18 protein-coding genes are annotated in these 21,172 nt (G+C 71.2%); 11 read left to right on the plus strand and 7 right to left on the minus strand.

The genetic code is table 11. The annotated features are described in order from the left end of the window. Nucleotides 1–3: 3 nt before the first annotated feature. The 8 genes from CC117_RS22755 (at nucleotide 4) to CC117_RS22790 (ending at nucleotide 9,179) form a co-directional block, all read left to right on the plus strand. Nucleotides 4–1,149, plus strand: coding sequence for an ABC transporter ATP-binding protein (locus tag CC117_RS22755; RefSeq protein WP_071087412.1), 1,146 nt, complete (start codon nucleotides 4–6; stop codon nucleotides 1,147–1,149). A gap of 60 nt (nucleotides 1,150–1,209) precedes the next feature. Next, nucleotides 1,210–2,634 carry an ABC transporter substrate-binding protein gene (locus CC117_RS22760; protein WP_071087414.1) on the plus strand — a complete coding sequence of 475 codons (1,425 nt, stop codon included), beginning with the start codon at nucleotides 1,210–1,212 and terminating at the stop codon, nucleotides 2,632–2,634. Between the two features lie 177 nt (nucleotides 2,635–2,811). Continuing rightward, nucleotides 2,812–3,762: a carbohydrate ABC transporter permease gene (locus CC117_RS22765; RefSeq protein WP_071087416.1), complete on the plus strand. Its 951-nt coding sequence runs from the start codon at nucleotides 2,812–2,814 to the stop codon at nucleotides 3,760–3,762. A gap of 58 nt (nucleotides 3,763–3,820) precedes the next feature. Then, nucleotides 3,821–4,681, plus strand: a complete 861-nt coding sequence (locus CC117_RS22770) for a carbohydrate ABC transporter permease (RefSeq protein ID WP_071087418.1) — start codon at nucleotides 3,821–3,823, stop codon at nucleotides 4,679–4,681. A gap of 173 nt (nucleotides 4,682–4,854) precedes the next feature. Beyond that, a complete protein-coding gene (locus tag CC117_RS22775) occupies nucleotides 4,855–5,511 on the plus strand; it encodes an N-formylglutamate amidohydrolase (RefSeq protein ID WP_071087420.1) in 657 nt (218 codons plus the stop codon). Then, on the plus strand, nucleotides 5,508–6,788 hold the full coding sequence (locus CC117_RS22780) for a hypothetical protein (protein WP_131803120.1): 1,281 nt from the start codon (nucleotides 5,508–5,510) through the stop codon (nucleotides 6,786–6,788). The genes CC117_RS22775 and CC117_RS22780 overlap by 4 nt, the downstream gene beginning before the upstream one ends. Then, nucleotides 6,782–8,095 carry a folylpolyglutamate synthase/dihydrofolate synthase family protein gene (locus CC117_RS22785; protein ID WP_071087424.1) on the plus strand — a complete coding sequence of 438 codons (1,314 nt, stop codon included), beginning with the start codon at nucleotides 6,782–6,784 and terminating at the stop codon, nucleotides 8,093–8,095. Before CC117_RS22780 ends, CC117_RS22785 begins: the two co-directional genes overlap by 7 nt. A 118-nt stretch (nucleotides 8,096–8,213) precedes the next feature. After that, entirely contained in the window at nucleotides 8,214–9,179 is a 966-nt protein-coding gene (locus CC117_RS22790; protein WP_071087501.1) for a TIGR03564 family F420-dependent LLM class oxidoreductase, read from the plus strand. A gap of 72 nt (nucleotides 9,180–9,251) precedes the next feature. Here CC117_RS22790 and CC117_RS22795 read toward each other — a convergent pair whose 3' ends face one another. Then, nucleotides 9,252–10,154, minus strand: a complete 903-nt coding sequence (locus CC117_RS22795) for a MerR family transcriptional regulator (protein ID WP_071087426.1) — start codon at nucleotides 10,152–10,154, stop codon at nucleotides 9,252–9,254. A 197-nt stretch (nucleotides 10,155–10,351) separates the two neighbouring features. On the opposite strand from CC117_RS22795, the gene CC117_RS22800 reads away from it, so the two are divergent. After that, complete coding sequence (locus tag CC117_RS22800) at nucleotides 10,352–11,179, plus strand: SDR family oxidoreductase (RefSeq protein ID WP_071087428.1); 828 nt, start codon at nucleotides 10,352–10,354, stop codon at nucleotides 11,177–11,179. 143 nt (nucleotides 11,180–11,322) lie between these two features. Continuing rightward, nucleotides 11,323–14,544, plus strand: a complete 3,222-nt coding sequence (locus CC117_RS22805; protein ID WP_071087431.1) for an FG-GAP-like repeat-containing protein — start codon at nucleotides 11,323–11,325, stop codon at nucleotides 14,542–14,544. Nucleotides 14,545–14,663: 119 nt separating this feature from the next. Here the strand turns inward: CC117_RS22805 and CC117_RS22810 are convergent, their stop codons facing one another. Next, nucleotides 14,664–15,272 (minus strand): hypothetical protein, encoded by a 609-nt coding sequence (locus tag CC117_RS22810; protein WP_241830334.1) that lies wholly within the window; start codon nucleotides 15,270–15,272, stop codon nucleotides 14,664–14,666. 144 nt (nucleotides 15,273–15,416) lie between these two features. Beyond that, a complete protein-coding gene (locus CC117_RS22815; protein ID WP_071087435.1) occupies nucleotides 15,417–17,267 on the minus strand; it encodes a M3 family oligoendopeptidase in 1,851 nt (616 codons plus the stop codon). A gap of 215 nt (nucleotides 17,268–17,482) precedes the next feature. Between CC117_RS22815 and CC117_RS22820 the strand changes: the two genes are divergently transcribed. Continuing rightward, nucleotides 17,483–18,172 (plus strand): HAD family hydrolase, encoded by a 690-nt coding sequence (locus CC117_RS22820; RefSeq protein WP_071087437.1) that lies wholly within the window; start codon nucleotides 17,483–17,485, stop codon nucleotides 18,170–18,172. Nucleotides 18,173–18,189: 17 nt separating this feature from the next. On the opposite strand, the gene CC117_RS22825 is transcribed toward CC117_RS22820, so the two are convergent. The 4 genes from CC117_RS22825 to CC117_RS22840 form a co-directional block, all read right to left on the minus strand. Further along, nucleotides 18,190–19,434, minus strand: a complete 1,245-nt coding sequence (locus CC117_RS22825; RefSeq protein ID WP_071087438.1) for a cation:proton antiporter — start codon at nucleotides 19,432–19,434, stop codon at nucleotides 18,190–18,192. A 16-nt stretch (nucleotides 19,435–19,450) separates the two neighbouring features. After that, complete coding sequence (locus tag CC117_RS22830) at nucleotides 19,451–19,933, minus strand: cation:proton antiporter regulatory subunit (RefSeq protein ID WP_071087440.1); 483 nt, start codon at nucleotides 19,931–19,933, stop codon at nucleotides 19,451–19,453. A 330-nt stretch (nucleotides 19,934–20,263) separates the two neighbouring features. Next, complete coding sequence (locus CC117_RS22835) at nucleotides 20,264–20,605, minus strand: hypothetical protein (protein WP_071087441.1); 342 nt, start codon at nucleotides 20,603–20,605, stop codon at nucleotides 20,264–20,266. A gap of 203 nt (nucleotides 20,606–20,808) precedes the next feature. Further along, a complete protein-coding gene (locus CC117_RS22840; RefSeq protein WP_071087442.1) occupies nucleotides 20,809–21,168 on the minus strand; it encodes a hypothetical protein in 360 nt (119 codons plus the stop codon). Nucleotides 21,169–21,172 lie beyond the last annotated feature (4 nt).

Raw genomic sequence — 21,172 nt, forward strand, 5'->3', positions numbered from 1 at the left:
ACCGTGGGCCGAATTGAGCTCGACGGACTGACCAGGAAGTACGGCGACGTCGTCGCCGTCGACGGCATCGACCTCGACATCGCCGACGGCGAGTTCCTCGTGCTCCTCGGCCCCAGCGGCTGCGGCAAGTCCACCCTGCTGCGGCTCGTCGCCGGCCTGATCCCGCCGACGGGCGGCCGGGTGCTTCTCGACGGCGAGGACATCACCCACGCCGCCCCCGCGCGCCGTGACCTCGCGATGGTCTTCCAGAGCTACGCCCTGTACCCGCACCTCACGGTCGCCCGCAACATCGGCTTCCCGCTGCGCGCGGCGCGGCTGCCCCGCGCGCAGGTCCGGCGCCGGGTGGCGGAGGTCGCCGACCTGCTCGAACTCGGCGCACTGCTGGACCGCCGGCCCCGGGAGCTGTCCGGCGGCCAGCGCCAGCGGGTCGCCGTCGGCCGCGCCATCATCCGCGACCCGCGGGCCTTCCTCATGGACGAGCCGCTGTCGAACCTCGACGCCCGGTTGCGCCAGTCCACCCGCGCCCAGTTCCGGACCCTGCACGAACGGCTCGGCACCACCGTCCTCTACGTCACCCACGACCAGGTGGAGGCGCTCAGCCTGGCAACCAGGATCGCGATGCTCGACGGCGGCCGGCTGGAACAGGTCGGCACCCCCACCGAGATCTTCGACCAGCCGGCCTCGGTGTTCGTCGCCGGCTTCCTCGGTTCACCGCCCATGAACCTGCTGCCCGCCCGGCTCGAGAACCTCGACGGTCGGGTGCGGGTGCGCGCCGACGGCATCGAGGCCGACCTCCGGCCGGGTGAACCGGACGGGTCGGTCGAGGGGGTCGAGGCCCGCGATGTGGTGTTCGGAGTCCGGCCCGAACACCTCCGTCTGACCGACGGCACGGGGCGGGCAGGGACACCGGTGCTGCGGGGTGTGGTGCGGGCGGTGGAGAACCTCGGCGCCGAGGAGGTCGCGCAGTGCGCGGTCGGCGGGGAGACCGTCCAGTTCCGCGGCGCCCGCCCGCTCGGCCTCGCCCCCGGCCAGCCCGTCCAGCTGGCCACCGCGCCCGACCACATCCACCTGTTCGACCGGGGCAGCGGACGGCGCCTGGTCTGGCGCCCACACCCCGCCCGGACCGCTCCCGCCACCCCGCGCGCCTGAACCATCCGGCTCCCAGACCTGCCCGCGCACCCAGACAGCACAGACAGAACGCCCAGATGCATGAACCTGAAGGAGCACGCTGTGTTTCGACGGCGCTCAGCCCGCGGCACGGCGGCCGCGTGCGCTGCCGCACTCGCGCTCACCCTCGGCCTCGCTGCCTGCGGATCCGACGACGGTGACGGCGACCAGACGTCCACCACCACCGCGAACGTGGTGCCCGAACTCGGCCCCGACCAGTTGGTCTCGATCGTCTTCGAGAGCTACAACCTCGCCCAGGCCGGTCCGTGGACGGACACCTTCAAGAGCCTGATCGCCGACTTCCAGAAGAGCCACCCGAACATCACCGTGACCGCGCAGAAGCCGCAGTCCTCGACCCTCAAGGGCTACGGCAGCGCCGCGACCGCCAGCATCCAGGCGCAGCTCGCCACCGGCAACGCCCCCGACGTCGCTCAGCTCACCTTCGGCGACCTCGACTACACCGTGGACGCGCTCGGCGCGAAGCCGCTCGACGACGTCGTCGGGCACGACGCCGTCCAGGCGAACTTCGCAGGGACACATCCGTTCGCCCCGGCCGCCCGCACGCTCGGCGACGCCGACGGCAAGACGTACGGCGTGCCGTTCGTCTTCTCGACGCCGGTGCTTTACTACAACGCCGACCTGTTCCGCCAGGCCGGCCTCGACCCGGAGAAGCCGCCAACGACCTGGGCGGAGTTCAAGACCGCCGCGCTGGCCATCAAGGAGAAGACCGGCAAGGAGGGCAGCTACATCGACTGCCTCACCAAGGTCTCCGGTGACTGGTGCTACCAGGCGCTGGTCGCCTCCAACGGCGGCTCGGTGATCTCTGAGGACCGGTCGAAGCTGACCTTCGCCGACGCCCCCGCCGTCGCCGCCGTGAGCATGGCGCAGGATCTGGTGACCTCCGGCGCCAGCCCGAAGCTGTCGCAGGACCAGGCCTACCCCGCCTTCGCCCGCGGCGAGATCGGCATGATCGTGGAGAGCAGCTCGGCGCAGCAGATCTTCCTCAAGGGTGCGGCCGGAGCCAAGCCGCCGTGGACACTGCGGGCCACCGTGATGCCCAGCTTCGGCACCAAGCCCGTCGTCCCGACGAACTCCGGCGCCGCCCTGTTCATGTTCGGCAAGGACCCGGCGAAGCAGCGCGCCGCCTGGGAGCTCATCGAGTACCTCACCAGCGACGCCGCCTACACCCAGATCACCAGCAAGATCGGGTACCTGCCGCTGCGCACCGGCCTGCTCGACGACCCGAACGGCCTGAAGACCTGGGCCGCCGAGAACCCGCTGGTCAAGCCCAACCTGGACCAGCTCGCCCGGCTGAAGCCGTGGGTGTCGTTCCCGGGCAAGGACTACGTCCAGATCCGTACGACGATGCTCGGCGCCGTGGAGAACGTCGTCTACAACGGCGCGGACCCGCAGAAGACGCTGACCGAGGCCCAGGAGCAGGCGGCGAAGCTGCTGCCGAGGTCCTGAGCGGCCTGTCCCTCGATGCGTCCCCGCCCGGCGTGCCGTCCCGCCCGCCGGGCGGGGAACCGTGGATGCCCAGACCCACGGACCCACGGACCCACGGACCCACGGACCCACGGGCCCACGAACCCGCGCAGCTGACGTGAGAAGACCGAGAAACGGAGCCGAGCAGGTGAGCGACGGATGACCGGAACCTTCGTCGAGGTGGCGGCGGTGCCGCGGCCGCGTGCCGTGGTCACGGCGCAACGCCCGGCCCTGGCCCGTCGCGCCGTGCGGGCACTGCCGCCGTACCTGTTCCTGCTGCCGGCCGTCGGCGCACTGGTGGTGTGGACGTACCGCCCGCTCGGCGCCGCGCTGAACCTGTCGTTCTTCTCCTGGAACCTGCTGCCCACCACCCCGAAGGAATACGTCGGGCTGGACAACTACCGTCGCCTGATCGACCTGCCCGAGCTGCGGAACGCCCTGTGGCTCACCGTCGCGATGACCGGTGCGCTGCTGCTGTTCACCGTCGTACTGCCGACCGTCGTCGCCCTGTGGACGTCCGCACTCGGCGGTCGTGGTCGGGCGGTCTACGGCGCACTGATCTTCGCGCCGGTCCTGGTCCCGCCGGTGGCGGGCGCGGCGCTGTGGCAGTGGATGCTCGACCCGCGCAGCGGCGCCGTCGACCGGGTGCTCGGGCATCCGATCAACTGGATCCACGAGGTCCGGCCCGCGCAGATCGCCATCGTCGTCATCACCGGCTGGCATCTGCTCGGCTTCGCCGTCCTCGTCGTAGCCGCCGGGCTCAGCGGGATCGACGACGAGTACCGGGCCGCGGCGCTGCTCGACCGGGCGTCGCGCTGGCAGATCACCCGCTGGATCGTCCTGCCGCTGCTTTCCCCGACGCTGGTGTTCCTGGCGCTGATGACCATCCTGATGTCCGGCCAGCTGACCTTCCCGCTCATCGACACCCTCACCCAGGGCGGGCCGGACTCGCAGACCACCAACGTCTACTACCTGCTCTGGGAGTACGGCTTCCAGAATTTCGACACCGGCTTCGCGTCCGCCGCCGGCCTGCTGTTCTTCGCCGCGTTCGGCCTGGTCGCCCTCGCACTGATCCGTCTCTCCGACCGCCTTACCTTCCACGACTCCTGACCGGGCGCAACCCGCGTAACCCGCCGCCGGCCATCGCATTCCCGAAGGAGCCCCTGTCATGACAACGGCCCGCGCGAGCAACCCCGGTGCCGCCGGCGAGACCGGCTGGCGGGACCGGGTGCGCGGCGCGGTCGGGCACGGGCTGCTCGCCGCGCTGAGCCTGTTCTGCGTCTTCCCGATCTACTGGATGTACGCGACGTCCCTGCGCCGGCCGGACGAGGTCTACAGCGTCTCCCTGTTCCCGTGGCCGCTCTCCGTCGGCAACTACACCCACGTGGCGGACGTCCTGCCCATCGGCCGGCTGATCCTGAACACGTTCGTCGTGGCCCTGGTGATCGCCGTCGGCCAGCTTCTGGTCGGGCTGCTCGCCGCCTACGCCTTCACCGCCTGGCGGTTCCGTGGCCAGACCCTGCTGTACCTGGCGTTCGTCGGCACCTGGCTCGTCCCGTTCCAGGTCACGATGCTGCCGAACTACACGCTGCTGTACCGCGCCGGCCTGCTGAACACGCTGCCCGGGGTGATCGTCCCGAATCTGGTGTCCGCGCTCGGCGTGCTCCTGCTGCGCCAGCACATGGCCAGCTTCCCCCGCGACCTGATCGACGCCGCGCGTATCGACGGCCGCTCCGCCTGGTCCATCCTGTGGACGGTCATCGTCCCGAACCTGCGCGCCCCGCTCGCCGCGCTCGCGATCGTGCTGTTCATCAACGCCTGGAACGACTACTTCTGGCCGGCGCTGGTCCTCCAGCGTGCCGACTCCGTCGTCCAGCTCGGCCTGCGCGGCCTGTTCGTCGGTGTCGAAGGCCCCGACTGGGGCGGGCTCATGGCCGGCTCGGGCCTGGCCTGCCTGCCCATCTTCGCGATCTACCTGCTCCTCCAACGCCACGTCGTCAACGCCTTCGTCCGCTCCGGACTCAAATGATCTTCTGCGGGCTCGGGGCCGACGAACCAGCCCGGTCAGGCGGACCGCTGTAGTCTCGGCGTGGCTTTGTGGCCGTTCGGTTGCTCTGCCGACCGGTGGGACGGCGCCACACCGCTCCTCTCCGGGCTCGCGGGCCGGCGTCGTCGACGGAACAGCGGACGGAATCTGGGGACATGGGAACCACCTCATCGTGGGAGAGCTGGATCGCCGAGGAGGAAGTTTTCTCCGCGCAGAACTACGAAGGTTCCAGCGCGCTGGACTCCGTGCTGGTCAGAGAGGGCCGCCGAGCCCATCTCGTCCTCACCGCACCACACGCGGTGGCGCAGATACGGGCCGGCAGGACAAAGCTCGCCGAACGCGGCACCGGCGGTCTGGCGATGGCTCTCGCCGCGGTGAGCGACGTCCGGGCGGTGTGCGCTGTGGGCCGCCAGAGCGGGGATCCCGCCTGGGACGCCCGGAACGGTTTCAAGAACGCTCTGGCGGATCTCGACCCCACGCCGCGGTATCTGATCGACCTGCATGGCATGCGCGACAGCTACGGGCTTGACATCGACCTGGGCCTGGGAGGGGCTCCGGACAGCCGGATGACCTCGTTGTGCGAGGGCCTGTCGGAGGCACTGCGCGCCCAGGGACTGCGGGCCGGAGTCAACAGCGTCTTCAAGGGCGATCGTGTCGAGACCCTGACCAGCTGGGCGCAACGGCGGAGCATGTCCGCGATCCAGATCGAGATCGCGGCCCGCCTGCGCCCGCCGACCGGGGCACGGGAACCGTCCATGCAGATGTTCCGAACTCTTCGGGATTTCCTGTCCATGGAGATGTGGCTCGGTTGACCTCGTCGCCCTCCGGTCAGCACCTGCCCAGCGAAGCGGAACTGACCGTGGTTCGAGCGTCCGCGAGCATAAGCTCCCCCCGGCCGACGATGCTGCTCAGCGGGCCTGATATCGAACGATTACGGATCACCCTGCCCACCGTGTTGTCGGTGGCCAGCGCGGGCAGCCGTATCCTGGTCTGGGCCTACGGCGTCGCGCAGCACCGAGACGGATCCGGCTCCCCGCAGCCCTCGGGTGTCGAAGCTCGGCAGACACTGCGGCTGAATCCCGGAGAATGCCACCTCTCGGCCCGGGCGCGACAGCTGCTTGGTGTCGAGAACGGCGCCACCATCACAGTCCTGCTGCCGCCCCGGGAGTTCCTGCACGTAAGGCCCGGTTTCGTGGAGGACGTACCGCGGGCGACCGAGGCGGATGTGACCCGGGAGACGTACGACCGTTTCTCCCGCGGAATCCGCTTCCGCAGCCGCTACGCGCTGGCCAGCAACGGGAAGCTCTGTATGCCGGTCCGCCTGCGTAACCGCGTGGCCGTCACGCCGGGAAGCATGCGGCTGTCGATGGCTGGGCGAGTGCTGCTGGGCGGGGTCCGTGTCAGTGAGCGGGTGCAGCTGTCGGAGTTTCCGCCAGGGGACCTGAGCAGGCCGGGACCCTGGACCCGGCAACCGCGCAGGGCCGCTGCGCTCGCCCGCTCCGTGCGGCTCCCCTTCCGCGCGACTGACCAACTGCTGGAATGGATCATCAGGCCGATCCTGCGAGCGCCGTCGATCTCGCTGCTGACCGAGCAGGCGACCATCGGGGACGACGACGAACTGGTCGTCCGGATCCCGGAGCACACGCTGGCGCTGCTCGGTATCGAAAGCGGTGACCAGATCATCATCTCCTGGGGCTACCGGCAGGCCGTGGCGGTCGCGTTCACGATTCCCGACCAGAGCTCGTCGCAGGCCACCTCCCGCATATTCGACAGCCAGGGCGTTGAAAGGATCCTGGTTGACGAGAACGACCTCCGTGAACAGCTCACCATTCAGGTGGCTTCCCGTCTCCGGTTGTCGCTCGGAATTCCGGCAACAACAGTCGTCCGGGTACGGCGCAGACTGCGAACCTATCTGGTGAACCGTCTCGGGCGTGCTACACTCCCGGTGGGTGGCCTGATTCTCGCGGCGCTGGCTGTTCCGGGTGGTGCCCGGGTTCCCGCCGTTGCTGCGACATCGATAATATTTGCATTCCAGCTGATCAGTTTCCGATATCCGAGTCCGCCAAAAGGGAAGTGGCCATTTTGGTAGCCAGGTGGCTTGATGCCGACGAGCCGTTCTTTCGGGAGTACAAGGAATGGTCGGGGACGCGGCGTCGTAGCCTGGTTCGGGCCGCGAGACTCCGGGACCTGTGGGATCTGCGGGCCGACCGGCTGCCGCCCGTGCTGACGGTCGTCGGAAGCAAGGGGAAGGGCACGGCCGCCACCTACGCGGCGGCGACCCTGACCGCGGCGGGCATGCGCACCGGGCTGGTCACCAGCCCGCCGTTCCGCACCAACCGCGAGCGGGTGCGCGTCGACGGGGTGGCGGTGGACGACGTGGCCTACCGGCGGATGGCGGACGAGCTCGCCGAGGCCCTCGGTGAGCTGGGGCCGGTCCAGTCCGACGGTGGCTATCTCTCCCCGACCGGATCGTTCACGATCAGCGGTGTGCGTCATCTCCTGAGCAGCCAGGTCGATGTGATCGTGCTGGAGGAGGGCCTCGGGGGAGCCAGCGACGAGGTCTCGCTGTTCCCGCCACAGGTGGTCGCCGTCACCGCGGTCTTCGAGGAGCATCTCGGGGTCATCGGCGAGAACCTGCTGGAGATCGCGGCCGACCTCCTCGGGGTGATCACTCCGGAGACGAGAACAGTCCTGTCGGTGCCGCAGGAGCCCGAGGTCTGGGCGGCCCTGGTCGCGCGGGCCAGCGATCTTGGTGCCGACGTCGGCCTGGTCGACGGCTCCGCGGAGCCGGATTTCCCCACGCCCCCGGGCCTTTCGCGGATGAACGCCATGCTGGGAACCAGCGCGGGCCGCGCCATGGCAACCCTGCGCGGAGCGCCCGCCGGACCGGACCAGGACCAAGGTCCGGATCCGGACCCGGATCCGCGGGACGTCGTACCGCCACCGATCGCCCTTCCGGGGCGACTGTCCGTTCACCACGACGGGCCGCGGACGTGGGTGGTCGATGCCCCGGTGAACGAGCGTGGCGTCACTGCTGCGCTCGAGTGGTTTCTCCGTGTCCTGGGAACACCGCAGGTCGTGCTGCTGTGTATGCCCGACATCAAGGACGTCGAGGGGAGCCTGCGTGCGCTCGACGGTCACACGGTGGTGGCCGTGCGAGCCGGCGAGTCGTACCTGCACTTCTCCGGGCACCGCTGGCCCCTCCCGCTGCTGCCCGCCACCGAGGCCTTCGACCTGGCTGATCGGGTGGAGGGCGGTGTCCTCGCCCTTGGCACCATGAGCTTCGTCGGGGAGGTCCTGGAGCATCTGGACGTCCCCTGCGACGTCCTCTACCCGGCTCCGCCGGACGGCGCGTACCAGGCGCGGCCTCCGTACCCGGGCGACGCGGCCGGCTGAGACCGTCGGGCAGGAGTGGGCCCGCGGCGCAGAACCCGTGCGTGCGGGCCTGTCTCGATATCGTGCGGTCTGCCCCGGCGAACGCGGGCGGCGGACCGACATCCCAGGGACGGACATGATGCGCATCGGGACGATGATCGGCTCGGACCGGGACAGGCCCGCCCGGGACAGGGTGGCCAACCTGATCGCCGACGCGCGGGCGGCCGAGGAGCACGGCTTCACCTCGATGTGGGTCCCGCAGGTGCCCGGCTACTTCGACGCGCTCACCGCCGTCACGCTGATGGGGCAGGCGACCAGCCGCATCGAGCTGGGCACGGCCGTCGTGCCGGTCCAGACCCGGCACCCGCTCGCGATGGCGCAGCAGGTGCTCTCCACCCAGGCGGCCTGCGGGGGCCGGTTCGCCCTGGGGCTCGGCCCGTCCCACCACTGGATCGTGACCGAGCAGTTCGGCCTGCCCTACGAGCGCCCGGCCCGCCTGATGCGCGACTACCTGCAGGTGCTCAACGCCGCCTTCACCGGGCAGGGGCGGATCGACGTCGAGAACGACACCTATCAGGTGCACAGCCCCCTCGACGTCACGGACCTCACCGCCGTCGGCGCGCCCCCGGTCCTGCTGGCGGCGCTCGCACCGGTGATGCTCGGCCTGGCCGGCGGGCAGGGCGCCGGGACGATCCTGTGGATGGCCGACGAGCGTGCCATCGCCGAGCACGTGGCGCCGCGGCTGGCGAAGGCGGCGGCCGACGCCGGCCGGCCGGCCCCGCGGATCGTCGCCGGCGTGCCGGTGGCGCTGTGCGCACCGGGCGAGGTGGACGCGGCGCGCGAGTACGCCGAGCAGACCCTCGGGCACGCCGAGCTCTCCCCGAACTACCTGCGGCTGCTGGAACACGGCGACGCCCGGGGCATCGGCGACGTGATGGTTGCCGGCGACGAGGACGCCATCATCGACCGCCTGCGCCGCTACCGTGACGCCGGAGTGACCGATCTGGGTGCCCGCGTGATCCCGCTCGGCTCGGACATCACCGCCCGCGCCGAGTCCCGCCGCCGCACCACCGAGTTCCTCACCGACCTCTGCCCGAACCTCTGACCTCTGACCGTCGATCGTCTGCCCGAACCTCTGACCGTCGGTCTCCTGACCACTGACCCGTCCGCGGGCCGGTCATCCGCGGGCGCTCGGCCGTGGCCAGCCCTCGCTGGGTCCGACGGGGTCGGCCTCGCGGGCGGCACCGGACGCGGACGGCTGGCCGGCCCAGGTGCGGAAGACCGGCCAGCCGATCTCGGTGCGCCAGGCGGAGGCGTCCGGGGTGTCGCGCGGCCCGACGACGTAGATCTCGTGGACCGGTCCGCTGACAGTGATGGCCTGCTCGGCGATGTAGGTGCCCAGCACCCCGTAGGTGACGTCGATGTCGTCATGCGGCCCGTGGTGCACCGTCACCGCCAGCTCGGCGGCCGGCAGGGTGACGGTACGCACCCGGCCGCCGGCCGACGCAGGCACGTGCACCGGAATGTAGACGAGAGCGTGCCCGTGGCCGTCGGTGAACAGGGTGTCGTCGTAGAGACCGCCGTGCGGCCCGGACGGTTCGAGGCCGGCGGCGGCCAGCGTTGCGTCCAGCTCGGTCATCGCCTCGTCGTACCAGGCCACCACCTGGTCGCGGACGACCGTCGCACCGATGGCGACGGCTCTCGTCGGCGGGCGGGTCCGCAGGTCGACCTCGACGGGCGTGCCCGTCGGCACGAGCAGCCGCCGCAGGGTCGCGACCGCTGACCGGGTGCTCTCCAGCTGGAGCTCGACCCGCCGCAGATGCTCGGCGACGAGCAGCGCGCGCGCTTCGGGGTCAGGAGTCGAGAGGATCCTCCCGATCTCGCGGACGGGCATGCCGAGCTCGCGGAAGCGGTGGATCACCTGGGCGGTCGGCACCTGCGCCGTCGTGTAGTAGCGGTAGCCGCTCGACGGGTCGACCTCGGCCGGCTCCAGCAGGCCCGCCTCGTGGTAGCGGCGCAGCATCTTCACGCTCAGGTGGGTGATTCGGGAGAAGTCGCCAATGGTGAGGCCCGTGCGCATGACAGCAACTCTGCGCCCTCCCCCGGGGGGGAGAGTCGGCCCCTGTCCGCACGCGTGTCCCGGTCGCCGGTCGCCGGTCGCATCGCCGTTGACCCTTCCCCCGGAGGAGACACCACCGTGGCGGGCAGGCCGGCCGGAGGCGCCGGCCGTGTCGTCCGCCTGCCCGCCTGCGTGTAGGCCCGTACCGAGGAGTTCACGTGGCCACCCCTCCCGCCGTTCTTCCCGCCGTCCTCACCGCTTCGGGCGTCCCCACCGACTCCCTCGCCGGGCGGCGTGCGCTGGTCACCGGCGGCAGCCGGGGGACCGGCGCCGCCATCGTGGCCCGACTGGCCGCGGCCGGGGCCATCGTGCTGACCACCGCCCGCGCCATGCCGGACGGCTATCCGGCTCCGGACCTGTTCGTCCCCGCCGACATCAGCACCTCCGAGGGCGTGCGCGTCGTCGTCGACCAGGTCCGCGAGCGTCTCGGCGCGGTGGACATCCTGGTCAACGCGCTCGGCGGCTCGCACGCGAACCCGGGCGGCTTCGCCGCGCTCACCGACGACGACTGGCGCGGCGAACTGGACGTGAACCTTCTCGCCGCGGTCCGGCTCGACCGGGCGCTGCTGCCCGCGATGATCGAAGCCGGCCTCGGGGCGGTCGTGCACGTGTCCTCGATCCAACGGCGGATGCCACTGTTCGAGGCGACCCTGGGCTACGCCGCGGCGAAGGCGGCGTTGACCACCTACAGCAAGGGTCTCGCGAACGAGGTGGGGCCCCGCGGCGTGCGGGTCAACGTCGTCACTCCCGGCTTCATCCAGACCGACAGCGCCGAGGCGCTCATCGACCGCCTCGCGCGTGGCGCGGGCATAGACCGGGACGCGGCACTCCACCGGCTCATGGACTCCCTCGGGGGAATCCCGATCGGCCGGCCCGCGCGCCCGGGGGAGGTCGCCGAACTGGTCGCCTTCCTGGTGTCGGACCGCGCGCAGTCGATCACCGGCGCCGAGTACGTCATCGATGGCGGCACCCTCCCCACCACCTGAACCCGCCACTGCCCGCCGCCAGTGTCGCCAGATTCACCCAGAGCCGTTCATGTTCTGGTTACCAGCCGGTACGCCTGCAACGATTTGATGCTCGCTGCCCCCGATGTCCATCGATGGGCCTTGCTCGTGTCGATGGGGGTGGCGTGGCGAACGACAGCGCTCAGGGTGACCCTGGCGTCAGGCTGGTCGGTGGCTTCGGCGGCGGGGCTGTGGGGTTCGGGCAGCCGCCGCGAGGCCGCGGGTGGGGCATTGTCGCGGTCGCGATCCTGGTCGCGGTGGCGCTGGTGGTGAGCCTGGCGAAGCCGGCCGAGGCCGCCGACGGTGACCAGGCGCCGACCGAGTTCACGGTGAGCTTCGCGATTCCGGAGAACGTCGACCTCCCCAAGCTGCGGGGGGTGGTGGCGGAGCTCAACAGCCGTCATGCTCTGCTGAGCGACACGCTCTACGAGGAGCAGGACCGCTTCGCCCCGGTCGATCTCGAGCCCGATGTCGATACGTTCACTGTGCAGCATGACTTCGACGGTGCCTTCGCGGTGACGGGCTCCACGCTGTCCCTCACCGTCGACCCGACCAACGCCGTGCAGATCACGGAACTGACCGGGTGGCAGTGGTTCCTGATATACATCGGCTCCTTCGCCGTGGCCCTGCTGGCGCGCATCCTCTGCGAGGGCTTCTTCGGTGTCGCCACCGCAGGGCCGGGCACCATCCTCGCCGCGGCATTCTGCGCGGCCCTGGGGAACTTCATCTCCACCTTCATTCCCCAGGCCGTGCGAGTCGTCGACGAGGGACACCAGCATGACGGCGGCGCCTGGGGCTGGGCGGTGGGTATCGCGGCAGTCGCCTCCTTCTTCGGAGTCGTCTGGGAGGGGTGGGCGGCTGGATTCGCGCGTGGTGGCCTGATCACCGACCTGAGAAAGATGGGTCAGGCGCTGGCCAACTGGGGTCGAAGCCTCACGGGCTGGGCTTCGTCGGCCTCTCCCGCCGCCGTCGACACCGGAATCGCACTGGAGGAGAACGCCGAGGCGATCGGCGAGGGCGTCGCCAGCGCGCTGGAGGACAGTGCCAGCGAGACCGCGGCGGAGCTGCGGGTGCTGCCCCTGGGCGACTCGATCACCTACGGTGTCGGGACGCCGGACAACTCCAGCTACCGGGCACGGCTGGCGCAGCTGCTGGGCGGCGTGGGCGGTCCCGTGAACTTCGTCGGCTCCCAGCGGACCGGCCAGCTGGCGGACCAGGACAACGAGGGGCACCCGGGCTGGACGATCAGCCAGATCCACTCCATCGCGTCCTGCACGATGCGTGAGTACCGGCCGAACGTCGTCCTGCTGCACATCGGTACCAACGACATGGCGCGCAACGTCTCCGTCGCGAGCGCCCCCGAGCGGCTGCGCAGCCTCATCCGTCAGATCGTCAACACCGCTCCCGAGACGACCGTGCTGGTCTCCACGCTCATCCCCTCCACGACTCCGGCGACCATGAACCGCATCCAGCAGTACAACGCGGCCATTCCGGGCATCGTCGCGGACTTCCAGAAGGCGGGCCGGCCCGTGCGCCTGGTCGACATGGGAGCGGTGACACCGGGAGACATGACCGACTCGCTGCATCCGAACGCGAACGGGTTCCGGAAGATGGCCGAGGCCTTCCACCGGACGATCGACGGCGTCGTCAGGCGCGACGTCTTCCTGCGGGCCCGCAACGGTGTCGCCGGCGCCTGCGGTGACCTGCCGACGGGAGGCGGCGGCGGCACCACGGGAGCGGTCGACCCCTCGGGCACCGGCCAGGACGGCTGGAAGTGGGAGGGCACGATCGCCTCCGGGGTGGGCGCGACCCGCGAGGAGGTGCGGTTCGCCGATCTCAACGGTGACGGCCGCGACGACTACCTGGTGGTCAGCCCGCAGGGCCAGGTGCGTGCGTGGGTGAACAACCGCAGCTCGGGCAGCACGTCCTGGACGTCTCTGGGGACCGTCGCCTCCGGCTCCGCGCCGCGCGAGGAGGTGCGGTTCGCCGACGTCAACGGTGACGGCCGTGACGACTACCTGGCCGTCGGTGCCCAGGGGCAGGTGCGGGCCTGGTTCAACGCCGGCACCGGCAACAGCGTGTCCTGGGCGTCCCAGGGGGAGATCGCCGGCAGTGTCGGCACGACCCGCGAGGAGGTGCGGTTCGCCGACATCAACGGTGACGGCCGTGACGACTATCTGGCCGTCAACACCCAGGGCCAGGTGCGGGCCTGGATGAACGTCCGCGGCCCCGGCGGTACGGGGTGGAGCTACCAGGGCGTCGTCGCCTCGGGGGTCGGGGCGACCCGCGACGAGGTGCGGTTCACCGACCTCGACGGTGACAGCCGGGACGACTACCTGGTGGTCGGTGCCCAGGGGCAGGTGCGGGCCTGGCTCAACGCCATCGGTGCGACCGGCGCGGAGTCGTGGCTGGTCCAGGGCGAGATAGCCGCCGGTGTCGGGGTGTCCCGGGAGAACGTCGAGTTCGCCGACATCGACGGCGGGGGCAGCAGCGACTACCTGGCGGTGAACAGCACCGGGCAGGTCTCGGCCTGGCTGAACGAGCAGTTCGCCCAGAACGACCGGTGGGACCGCCAGGGTGTGGTCGCCTCCGGGACGGGCGTGCCGCCGGAGGAGCTGCGGTTCGCCGATCTCAACGGTGACCGCAAGGAGGACTACCTGGCCGTCGGCCCGCAGGGCGCGGTGAAGGCCTGGCTGCGGGTCTCCGGCGGCTGGAACTACGTGGGCCAGGTCGCCTCGGGGGCCGGGCCGCGCGAGGAGGTGCGGTTCGCCGACCTGAACGGGGATGGCCGGGACGACTACCTGCTGGTCGGCGCGCAGGGCCAGGTGAAGCTCTGGCTCAACGTCGCCGGTGGCAGTGCCGGTATCTCCTTCCAGTCGAAGGGCGATGTCGCCACGGGCTCGGGGGCGCGGGACACGGTCCGGTTCGCCGACATCAACGGTGACGGCCGGGACGACTATCTCGTCGTCGGCGCGCAGGGCCAGGTGCAGGGCTGGCTCAACACCGCCGGTGGCAGCAGCGGGGTGTCCTGGCAGTCCGCGGGCGAGATCGCCGCGGGCATCGGCCTTCCCGGTTCGATGATCACCTTCGCGGACCTCGACGGTGACAGCCGGGACGACTACCTGTCGGTCAACGAGCACGGCCGGATCTGGGCCTGGCTGAACAACCGCGGCGGCGGCGGCTCGACCTGGCTTGCCCAGGGCGAGATCGCCACCGGCGTCGGGGCGACGCGCAACCAGGTCCTCCTCGCCGACCTCACCGGCGACCGCCGCTTCGACTACCTAGTCTCCTCCGCCACCGGCGTGGTGACTGCCTGGACCGGCACCGGGATCGTCCGCAAGGGCTAGTCCGCTTCACCATCATGGGCCGGCCGGCAGCCTCCAACGGCTCCGGCTGGCCCATGGTTCGTTGCCGGCCCTGGTCCGGGCCGCCATAGCTGCCCGGGTCTTCAGGACCGCCTGGACCGTCAGGGCAGGAAGGGCTGCCCGACAGCGATCACCCGTCCGGCCTGGTCAAGCTGCAGAAGGACCATGTTGGACGGCGCGTTCGCGACGAACTCCCGCAGCTTCGCGAGCCCGCCGGTGAGGTAGATCTCGGGCTGCTCCCAGTAGGTGAACCTGACCTCGGGCGCCACGACGAAGTCCCGCCGTTCTCCCTCGATGATCCTGGTGCGGTAGCCGTCGAGGCAGGGATCGGGGTCGCCGGCCTGCAGCGGGCAGGTGATGTACTCGATCCGATCCAGGCTCAGCACGGTGCCGGCGGCGGCATCGGAGATCGCGACCGCGCTGCCGAGCTCGTGYACCGCACCGAACCCGGACAGCGGCGGGTAGGCGGCCGAAGGCATCGGTGTCGGTGCTGCCGTGGGCGGTGGAATGTTCGTACCGGCACCCGCGGGCGGGCTCGTGGACGGGCCGACTGCCACCGCGGTGGTGGTGATCGGGGGGGCGACCGGCGTGGCGCCGGTGTCCGGGTTGCTGCTGCACCCCGCGGCGGCCGCGAGGGCCACGACCATGCCGGCGGCCACGGCCAGCGGACTGAGGCGGACCGACAGACCAGGAATTCTACGATGACCCACGGTGAGCGACTGTAGCGTCCTGATCAGGGCGTGCCTGTCGGAAAGAAGCCAGTTTCTGACGAATCAAGCTGGTTGGCGCACTCGGCGTGGCCGTCCTCCGTCGTTCTGCGAGCCAGGCCTGTCCGGGGCGGGACCGGGCAGACTTCACCCGAGGCGGCCGGCGTCGCGGGCGGCCGCCTCGGCGGCCCGCAGCTGGGCCTCCACCAGGTCGAGGCCTGCCGACCAGAAGCCCGGGTCGGTCAGGTCGATGCCGACGATGCGGCCCAGGTCCTCGGGGGACCGGGAGCCGCCGGCGGCGAGCATCTCCAGATAGTGCGGGACGAACGCGTCGCCCTCGTCCACGTAGCGCTGGTAGACCGACAGCGCCAGCAGCTGGCCGTAGGCGTAGGCGTACACGTACCCGGGCGTGCCGATGAAGTGCGGGACGTAGCTCCACCACGTCCGGTAGCCGTCGGTCAGCTCGACCGAGTCGCCGAGCAGGTCGCGCTGGGTGGACGCCCACGCCTCGTTGAGGCGTTCGACGGACAGTTCGCCGTCGGTGCGCCGCGCGGTGTGGACGGTGTCCTCGAACTGGTTCATCGCGGTCTGGCGGAAGACGGTGGCGATCGCCCCCTCGACCGCCTCGGCCAGCAGCGCGAGGCGCGAGTCGGGCTCGGACGTCCGCGCCAGCAGCTGGTTGAAGACGATCGTCTCGCCGAACACCGAGGCCGTCTCGGCGACCGTCAGCGGCGTGTGCTGCTGCAGGATGCCCTGCTTCGCCGCCAGGGCGAAGTGGACACCGTGCCCCAGCTCGTGCGCGAGCGTCAGCACGTCGCGGCGCTGGGAGGTGAAGTYGAGCATGACGTACGGATGCACCGACGGGACGGCGGAGCTGGCGAACGCACCGCCCCGCTTGCCCGGCCGCACCGGCGCGTCGATCCACCTCTCGTCGAAGAACCGGCGCGCGTGACGTTCCATCTCCGGCGAGAACGCGCCGAAGGAGGACAGCACCAGATCGCGCGACTCCTCCCAGCCGTACTGCTCGTCGGCGCTGGTCACGGCGGCCATCCGGTCGTAGTCGGCGAGCTTCGGCAGGCCGAGGATCCGCGCCTTGAGCCGGTACCACCGCTGCGGGATGTCGTAGCGCGCCCGGACCGCGTCGACGAGTGCGCGCACCGACTCGTCGGAGACCTCGTTCGCCAGGTTGCGGCTGGTCAACCAGGTCGGATAGCCGCGCAGACGATCCGTGACCGCCTTGTCGTGTATCAGTGTGTTGAAGATGTACGCACGGGTGCGCAGGCCCGGCGCGAGCGCCGCGGTGACCGCCTCGGCCGTCGTGCGCCGCACCTCCCGGTCGCCGGAGGCCAGCCGGCTCAGCGCCACGTCAAGCGCCTCCCCGCCGGCCTGCCCGTCGGCGCCGTCGCCGTCGGCCGTGGCGACGGCGCCGGCGGGCCGGCGGACCCCGATGGCTGAGACCTGCTCGGAGAACAGCCGGCTCCACGCCGCCGCCCCGGTGACCGACTTCTCGGTCAGCAGTTTCTCCTCCGGCTCGCTGAGCAGGTGCGGCCGGTAGCGCCGCTCCAACCGCAGGTGGTGGCGGGCCTGGTCGAGCCCGTCCGCCGCCAGCAGCCGCTCGGCGACCTCGTCGTCCAACGCCGCCCATTCCAGGCCGAAGAACAGCAGCGTCGTGCGGATCGCGGTGGAGCGCTCCCGCACTTTCTGCAGCAGCGCCCCCCGCGCCGGATCGGCGGTGTCGGTGGAGAAGCGCAGCGACGCGTAGCTGCCGGCCCGGCCCACCAGCTCGTAGACCGCCGTCAGTTCGGCCATCGCGGCCACCAGCCCCGGCCCGTCCAGCGCGGCGACCTGGCCGGCATGGCTCCGCGCGAACTCCTCGGCCCGCCGCCGGGCCTCGGTGAGGAGATCCTCGACGCCCTCCTCGCCGCGGCCGTCGAGCAGCGGACCGAGGTCCCAGGCGACGACGTCGAGGGCCGGATCGGACTGCGTCTCGGTAGCCATTCCCGTACGCTACCGGCGCCCGGCCCGGCCCCCGCGCACGCGGCCACAGCCCGGCGCCGGGACCAGCGCGGAGAGGCTGGACCAGCGGGGAGGGCTCTGGGCCTCCGGTTGTCTGCCGGGGCAGGAGTCGGACGCCCGGTCGCCGACCTGGACGACCTGGACGTGGTCTGCGTGACCGCTGGCCTGTCGCAGCGCCGCCGGACCACGATACCCAGATGGTGGAGGCTCTTCTTCTCGACTTCTACGGCACCGTGGTCGCCGAAGATGATCACATCATTGTCGGTATCTGCGAAGAGGCCAGGAAGACCTGCGCGACACCGCACGCTGTCACCGCCGACCAGGTGGGCGCCTTGTGGCGTGGTGTGTTCCTCCAGGAGACGGCGGGAAGCAGGGAGCATGCCTTCCGCGCCCAGCGTGACATCGCCGTGTCGTCGCTGGCGCGCACCCTGCGGCACTTCGGCTCCACCGCCGATCCCGCCGCCCTGTGCGGACCACAGTTCGAGTTCTGGCGTCAGCCGGAGCTCTGCACGGACACCAGGCCCTTCCTGGAAGGGCTCGACCTGCCCGTGTGTGTTGTGTCCAACATTGATCGCCCGGACCTCGAAGCCGCGCTCGACCATCATCAGCTTCCGCTGACCTTGCTGGTCACCAGCGAGGACGCGAGATGTTACAAGCCGCACCCGGCCATCTTCCAAGCAGCCCTGGGCATGCTCGGACTACGCGCTGACGCCGTTCTTCACATCGGCGACTCACTGTCCGCCGACATCGCCGGCGCGCACGCCCTGGGCATTCCAGCCGTCTGGATCAATCGGTCGTCACGACCTCGGCCGGCCCCGCTCACAGCCGTTGCCGAGGTCCGCACCCTCGTCGAGGTGATGCCCCTTCTGGGGCGACAGCGAGGCTGACGCCGGGCCGCGGCGCGCTACTTCCCGGCGACGTCCGGTTGCGTGCCGGGCCGTGGTGCCGGTCGCTTCTCCTGCCCGGTGGCGGYCGGCCGGCGGCGGCGCATCACCGCCCGGGTGACCGGCTCGACGAAGCGAGCCGCGATGGGGCCGATGACGGCCATCAGCAGGACATAGCTGGCGGCCAGCGGTCCCAGGCGTGGTTCGACCTCGGAGGCGACCGCGAGGCCGGCGATGACGATGGAGAACTCGCCGCGCGCGATCAGGGCGGTGCCGGCGCGGAACCGCCCCAGGGTGGCGATTCCGGCGCGCTTCGCCGCCCACCAGCCGGTGATCGTCTTCGTGGCGACTCCGGCGATGGCCAGCAACGCCGCGGCCAGCAGCGCCGAGGGGATCTGCGTCGGGTCGGTCTGCAGGCCGAAGAACACGAAGAAGACCGCGGCGAACAGGTCACGCAGCGGGCTCAGCACCTCCCGCGCACCCTCGGCGACCGGGCCGGACAACGCGATACCCACCAGGAACGCGCCGACCGCGGCTGAGACCTGCACCTGCTGCGCGACGCCCGCGACGAGCAGCGCAAGGCCGAGCGCCCGCAGCAGCAGGATCTCGTCGTTGCGGTCGGACGCCGGATTGAACACCAGCCGCGTCACCTTCGCGCTGTACCGCAGCGCGAGAAACAGGACGCCGACCATGGCACCGAGCGCGATGGCGAGCGACAGCGCGCCGCGGGCGATCGTCTGGCCGGCCAGCAGAGCGGTCAGAACGGGCAGGTAGACCGCCATCGCGAGGTCCTCGAGGACGAGCACCGACAGGACGACCGGTGTCTCCCGGTTGCCGAGCCGGCCCAGGTCGGCGAGAACCTTCGCGATGATGCCGGAGGACGAGATGGCCGTGACGCCGCCCAGCACGACCGCCGCGCGCCAGTCCCAGCCGAGCAGGAACGCGGCGGCCACCCCGGGCGCGGCGTTGAGAGTCAGGTCCAGGACGCCGGCCGGTGCGTTGCGGCGCAGGCCCACCAGCAGCTCGCCCGCGGTGTATTCCAGCCCGAGGGTGAGCAGCAGCAGAACGACGCCGATCTCGGCGCCGATCTCGATGAACTCCTCGCTCGCGCCGAGCGGGAGCAGGCCGCCATGCCCGAAGGCGAGGCCGCAGATCAGATAGAAGGGGATAGGGGAGATACCGAACCGGGAGGCGGCGTGGCCGACAAGGCCGAGCAGAAAGAGAACCCCGCCCAGTTCCACCATGATTGACCCGAGGTCATGCATATGGTCGCGGCGCCCTTCAGCCGGACCGCAGCAGTTCGCCGACGGCGGCGGTGTTCTCCGGCGTCCCGACGACGACCACGACGTCCTCGGCCTGGAACCGGAAGTCGGGCCGCGGGGAGGCGAGGACCTGCCGGTCGCGGACCACCGCCACGATCGAGGCGCTGGTGCGCGTCCTGGCCTGGGTGTCACCCAGCCGGCGCCCGTCGTACGGCGAGCCGGGAAGAATCGTGATCTGCTCGCCGACCAGCCCGGCGAAGGCCCGGCTCAGATCGGCCAGCTTCTCGACGATGTGGGGTGCTCCGAGCAGCTCGGAAAGCACATCGCCCTCCTCGGCGGTCAGGGCTATCGACTCGGCGCAGGAATCCGGATCGGTGGCGTCATAGACGACCAGGTCACGGCGGCCGCTGTGGTGCGAGACCACACCGATCCGCCTTCCGGCGCGGGTCGAGAAGTCGTGCCGCAGACCGATACCCGGCAGGGCGGTCTCATCGACGTTCATGCGGAACCTCATCAGTGATGTCTGTGCCGAGTCAGGAGAAGGGGGCGGGGCCGGTCGGCCGGCCTCACCGGCGCTGCCGGGGCATCCGATTCCGACACCGCCGGCGAACGGCGGGAGCCCTCGGCGGGGCGCGGGAGACCGCTGCGCCCGCGTGGGCGTCACCCGAAGACGGGACTGCCGTAGGCCGGTGAGTTCCTGCGGGTGGGCCGGCGAGCAGCGGATCCGTGGGTTCCGGACGTGTGTCGACGTCGTGCGCGCACTGTGTGCGAGAAGTGGTGCCCCGTCCGCGCACTGTCGGGCGACGTCCGATGCCGTCGGACGTCGTCTCGGTCAGGCGTGGCTGTGAAGCGGCGGAGCGCGTGCGCCGCAGTCGTCGATCGGACCGCGCAGGCGGGCTGACGGGTGTGCGGACCGCCGGCCCACAAAGACGGCGCGAAGAAGGAACAGCGCGAGCGCGGCGGCCGGGCCGACCTCGTCCGGACCGTTCCACGAGGCGAACCAGCTCGCCAGGCGGGCCCCGCGGTCGATGCGGGGTACCGGCACGGTGCCGTGGACGGCGGCGGACAGCGCCGCGTCACCGGCGGCGCGCATCCCCCCGTACAGGGGATCGCCCGGCCGGGCGGCGGTGGCGGTGCCTACGCACAGCAGTGCCGCGAGGACGGTGACCGCCATCCACGCCGCCAGGGCATGCAGGCGGCGAGGCGCTGGCACAGAGACAGGCTAGGGCAACCACGACGGTCGGCGCGTTCCGTCATGAACTTCGCCATAAGCGTCCGCCGGTCACCGGCTGTCCCGCCACCCCCGGCCGTCCCGCTGATGACAGGCCGGGGGCGGGGGTCTCCTCGATGACCGCCGGCCGCGTCCGGCGCGCGAGGTCAGCTGCGGGTGAGCCGCTCGCCGTGGTCGAGCTCGGAGGAGGTGAGGGCGTCGGAGCGGCTGGCACACAGCCGCCAGTGCGTGAGGGTTCCGTCCGGGCCGCGTAGCTGCCCCGTGGCCAGGGCGGCCTCGACGCGGCGGCGGACCGGATGTTCGTTGTCGGGGTCGGCGGCGAAGAGGATCCGCAGCCGTACGCCCTGCTCCGTCCGGACGGCGTCGGTGTGATGGGGGGCGGCCGAGCACGGCGAGGGATGATCCCAGTGCCCGCACAGCGCCACGGTGACCGCGGCGCCAGGCGCCCCGATGTCACCGTCATACGCCATCTCGACGACAGCCTCGTGGACGAACGCCTGGCGCATGACG

It is taken from the genome of Parafrankia colletiae (assembly GCF_001854655.1).
Lineage (GTDB): Bacteria > Actinomycetota > Actinomycetes > Frankiales > Frankiaceae > Parafrankia > Parafrankia colletiae.

Excerpts from the sequence above, each read along its gene's own strand:
- CC117_RS22760 (WP_071087414.1), top strand. The coding sequence starts at position 1,210 with ATGAACCTGAAGGAGCACGCTGTGTTTCGACGGCGCTCAGCCCGCGGC.
- CC117_RS22765 (WP_071087416.1), top strand. The coding sequence starts at position 2,812 with ATGACCGGAACCTTCGTCGAGGTGGCGGCGGTGCCGCGGCCGCGTGCC.
- CC117_RS22770 (WP_071087418.1), top strand. The coding sequence starts at position 3,821 with ATGACAACGGCCCGCGCGAGCAACCCCGGTGCCGCCGGCGAGACCGGC.
- CC117_RS22775 (WP_071087420.1), top strand. The coding sequence starts at position 4,855 with ATGGGAACCACCTCATCGTGGGAGAGCTGGATCGCCGAGGAGGAAGTT.
- CC117_RS22790 (WP_071087501.1), top strand. The coding sequence starts at position 8,214 with ATGCGCATCGGGACGATGATCGGCTCGGACCGGGACAGGCCCGCCCGG.
- CC117_RS22795 (WP_071087426.1), bottom strand. The coding sequence starts at position 10,154 with ATGCGCACGGGCCTCACCATTGGCGACTTCTCCCGAATCACCCACCTG.
- CC117_RS22820 (WP_071087437.1), top strand. The coding sequence starts at position 17,483 with ATGGTGGAGGCTCTTCTTCTCGACTTCTACGGCACCGTGGTCGCCGAA.
- CC117_RS22830 (WP_071087440.1), bottom strand. The coding sequence starts at position 19,933 with ATGAACGTCGATGAGACCGCCCTGCCGGGTATCGGTCTGCGGCACGAC.
- CC117_RS22835 (WP_071087441.1), bottom strand. The coding sequence starts at position 20,605 with ATGGCGGTCACCGTCCTCGCGGCACTGCTGTGCGTAGGCACCGCCACC.
- CC117_RS22840 (WP_071087442.1), bottom strand. The coding sequence starts at position 21,168 with ATGCGCCAGGCGTTCGTCCACGAGGCTGTCGTCGAGATGGCGTATGAC.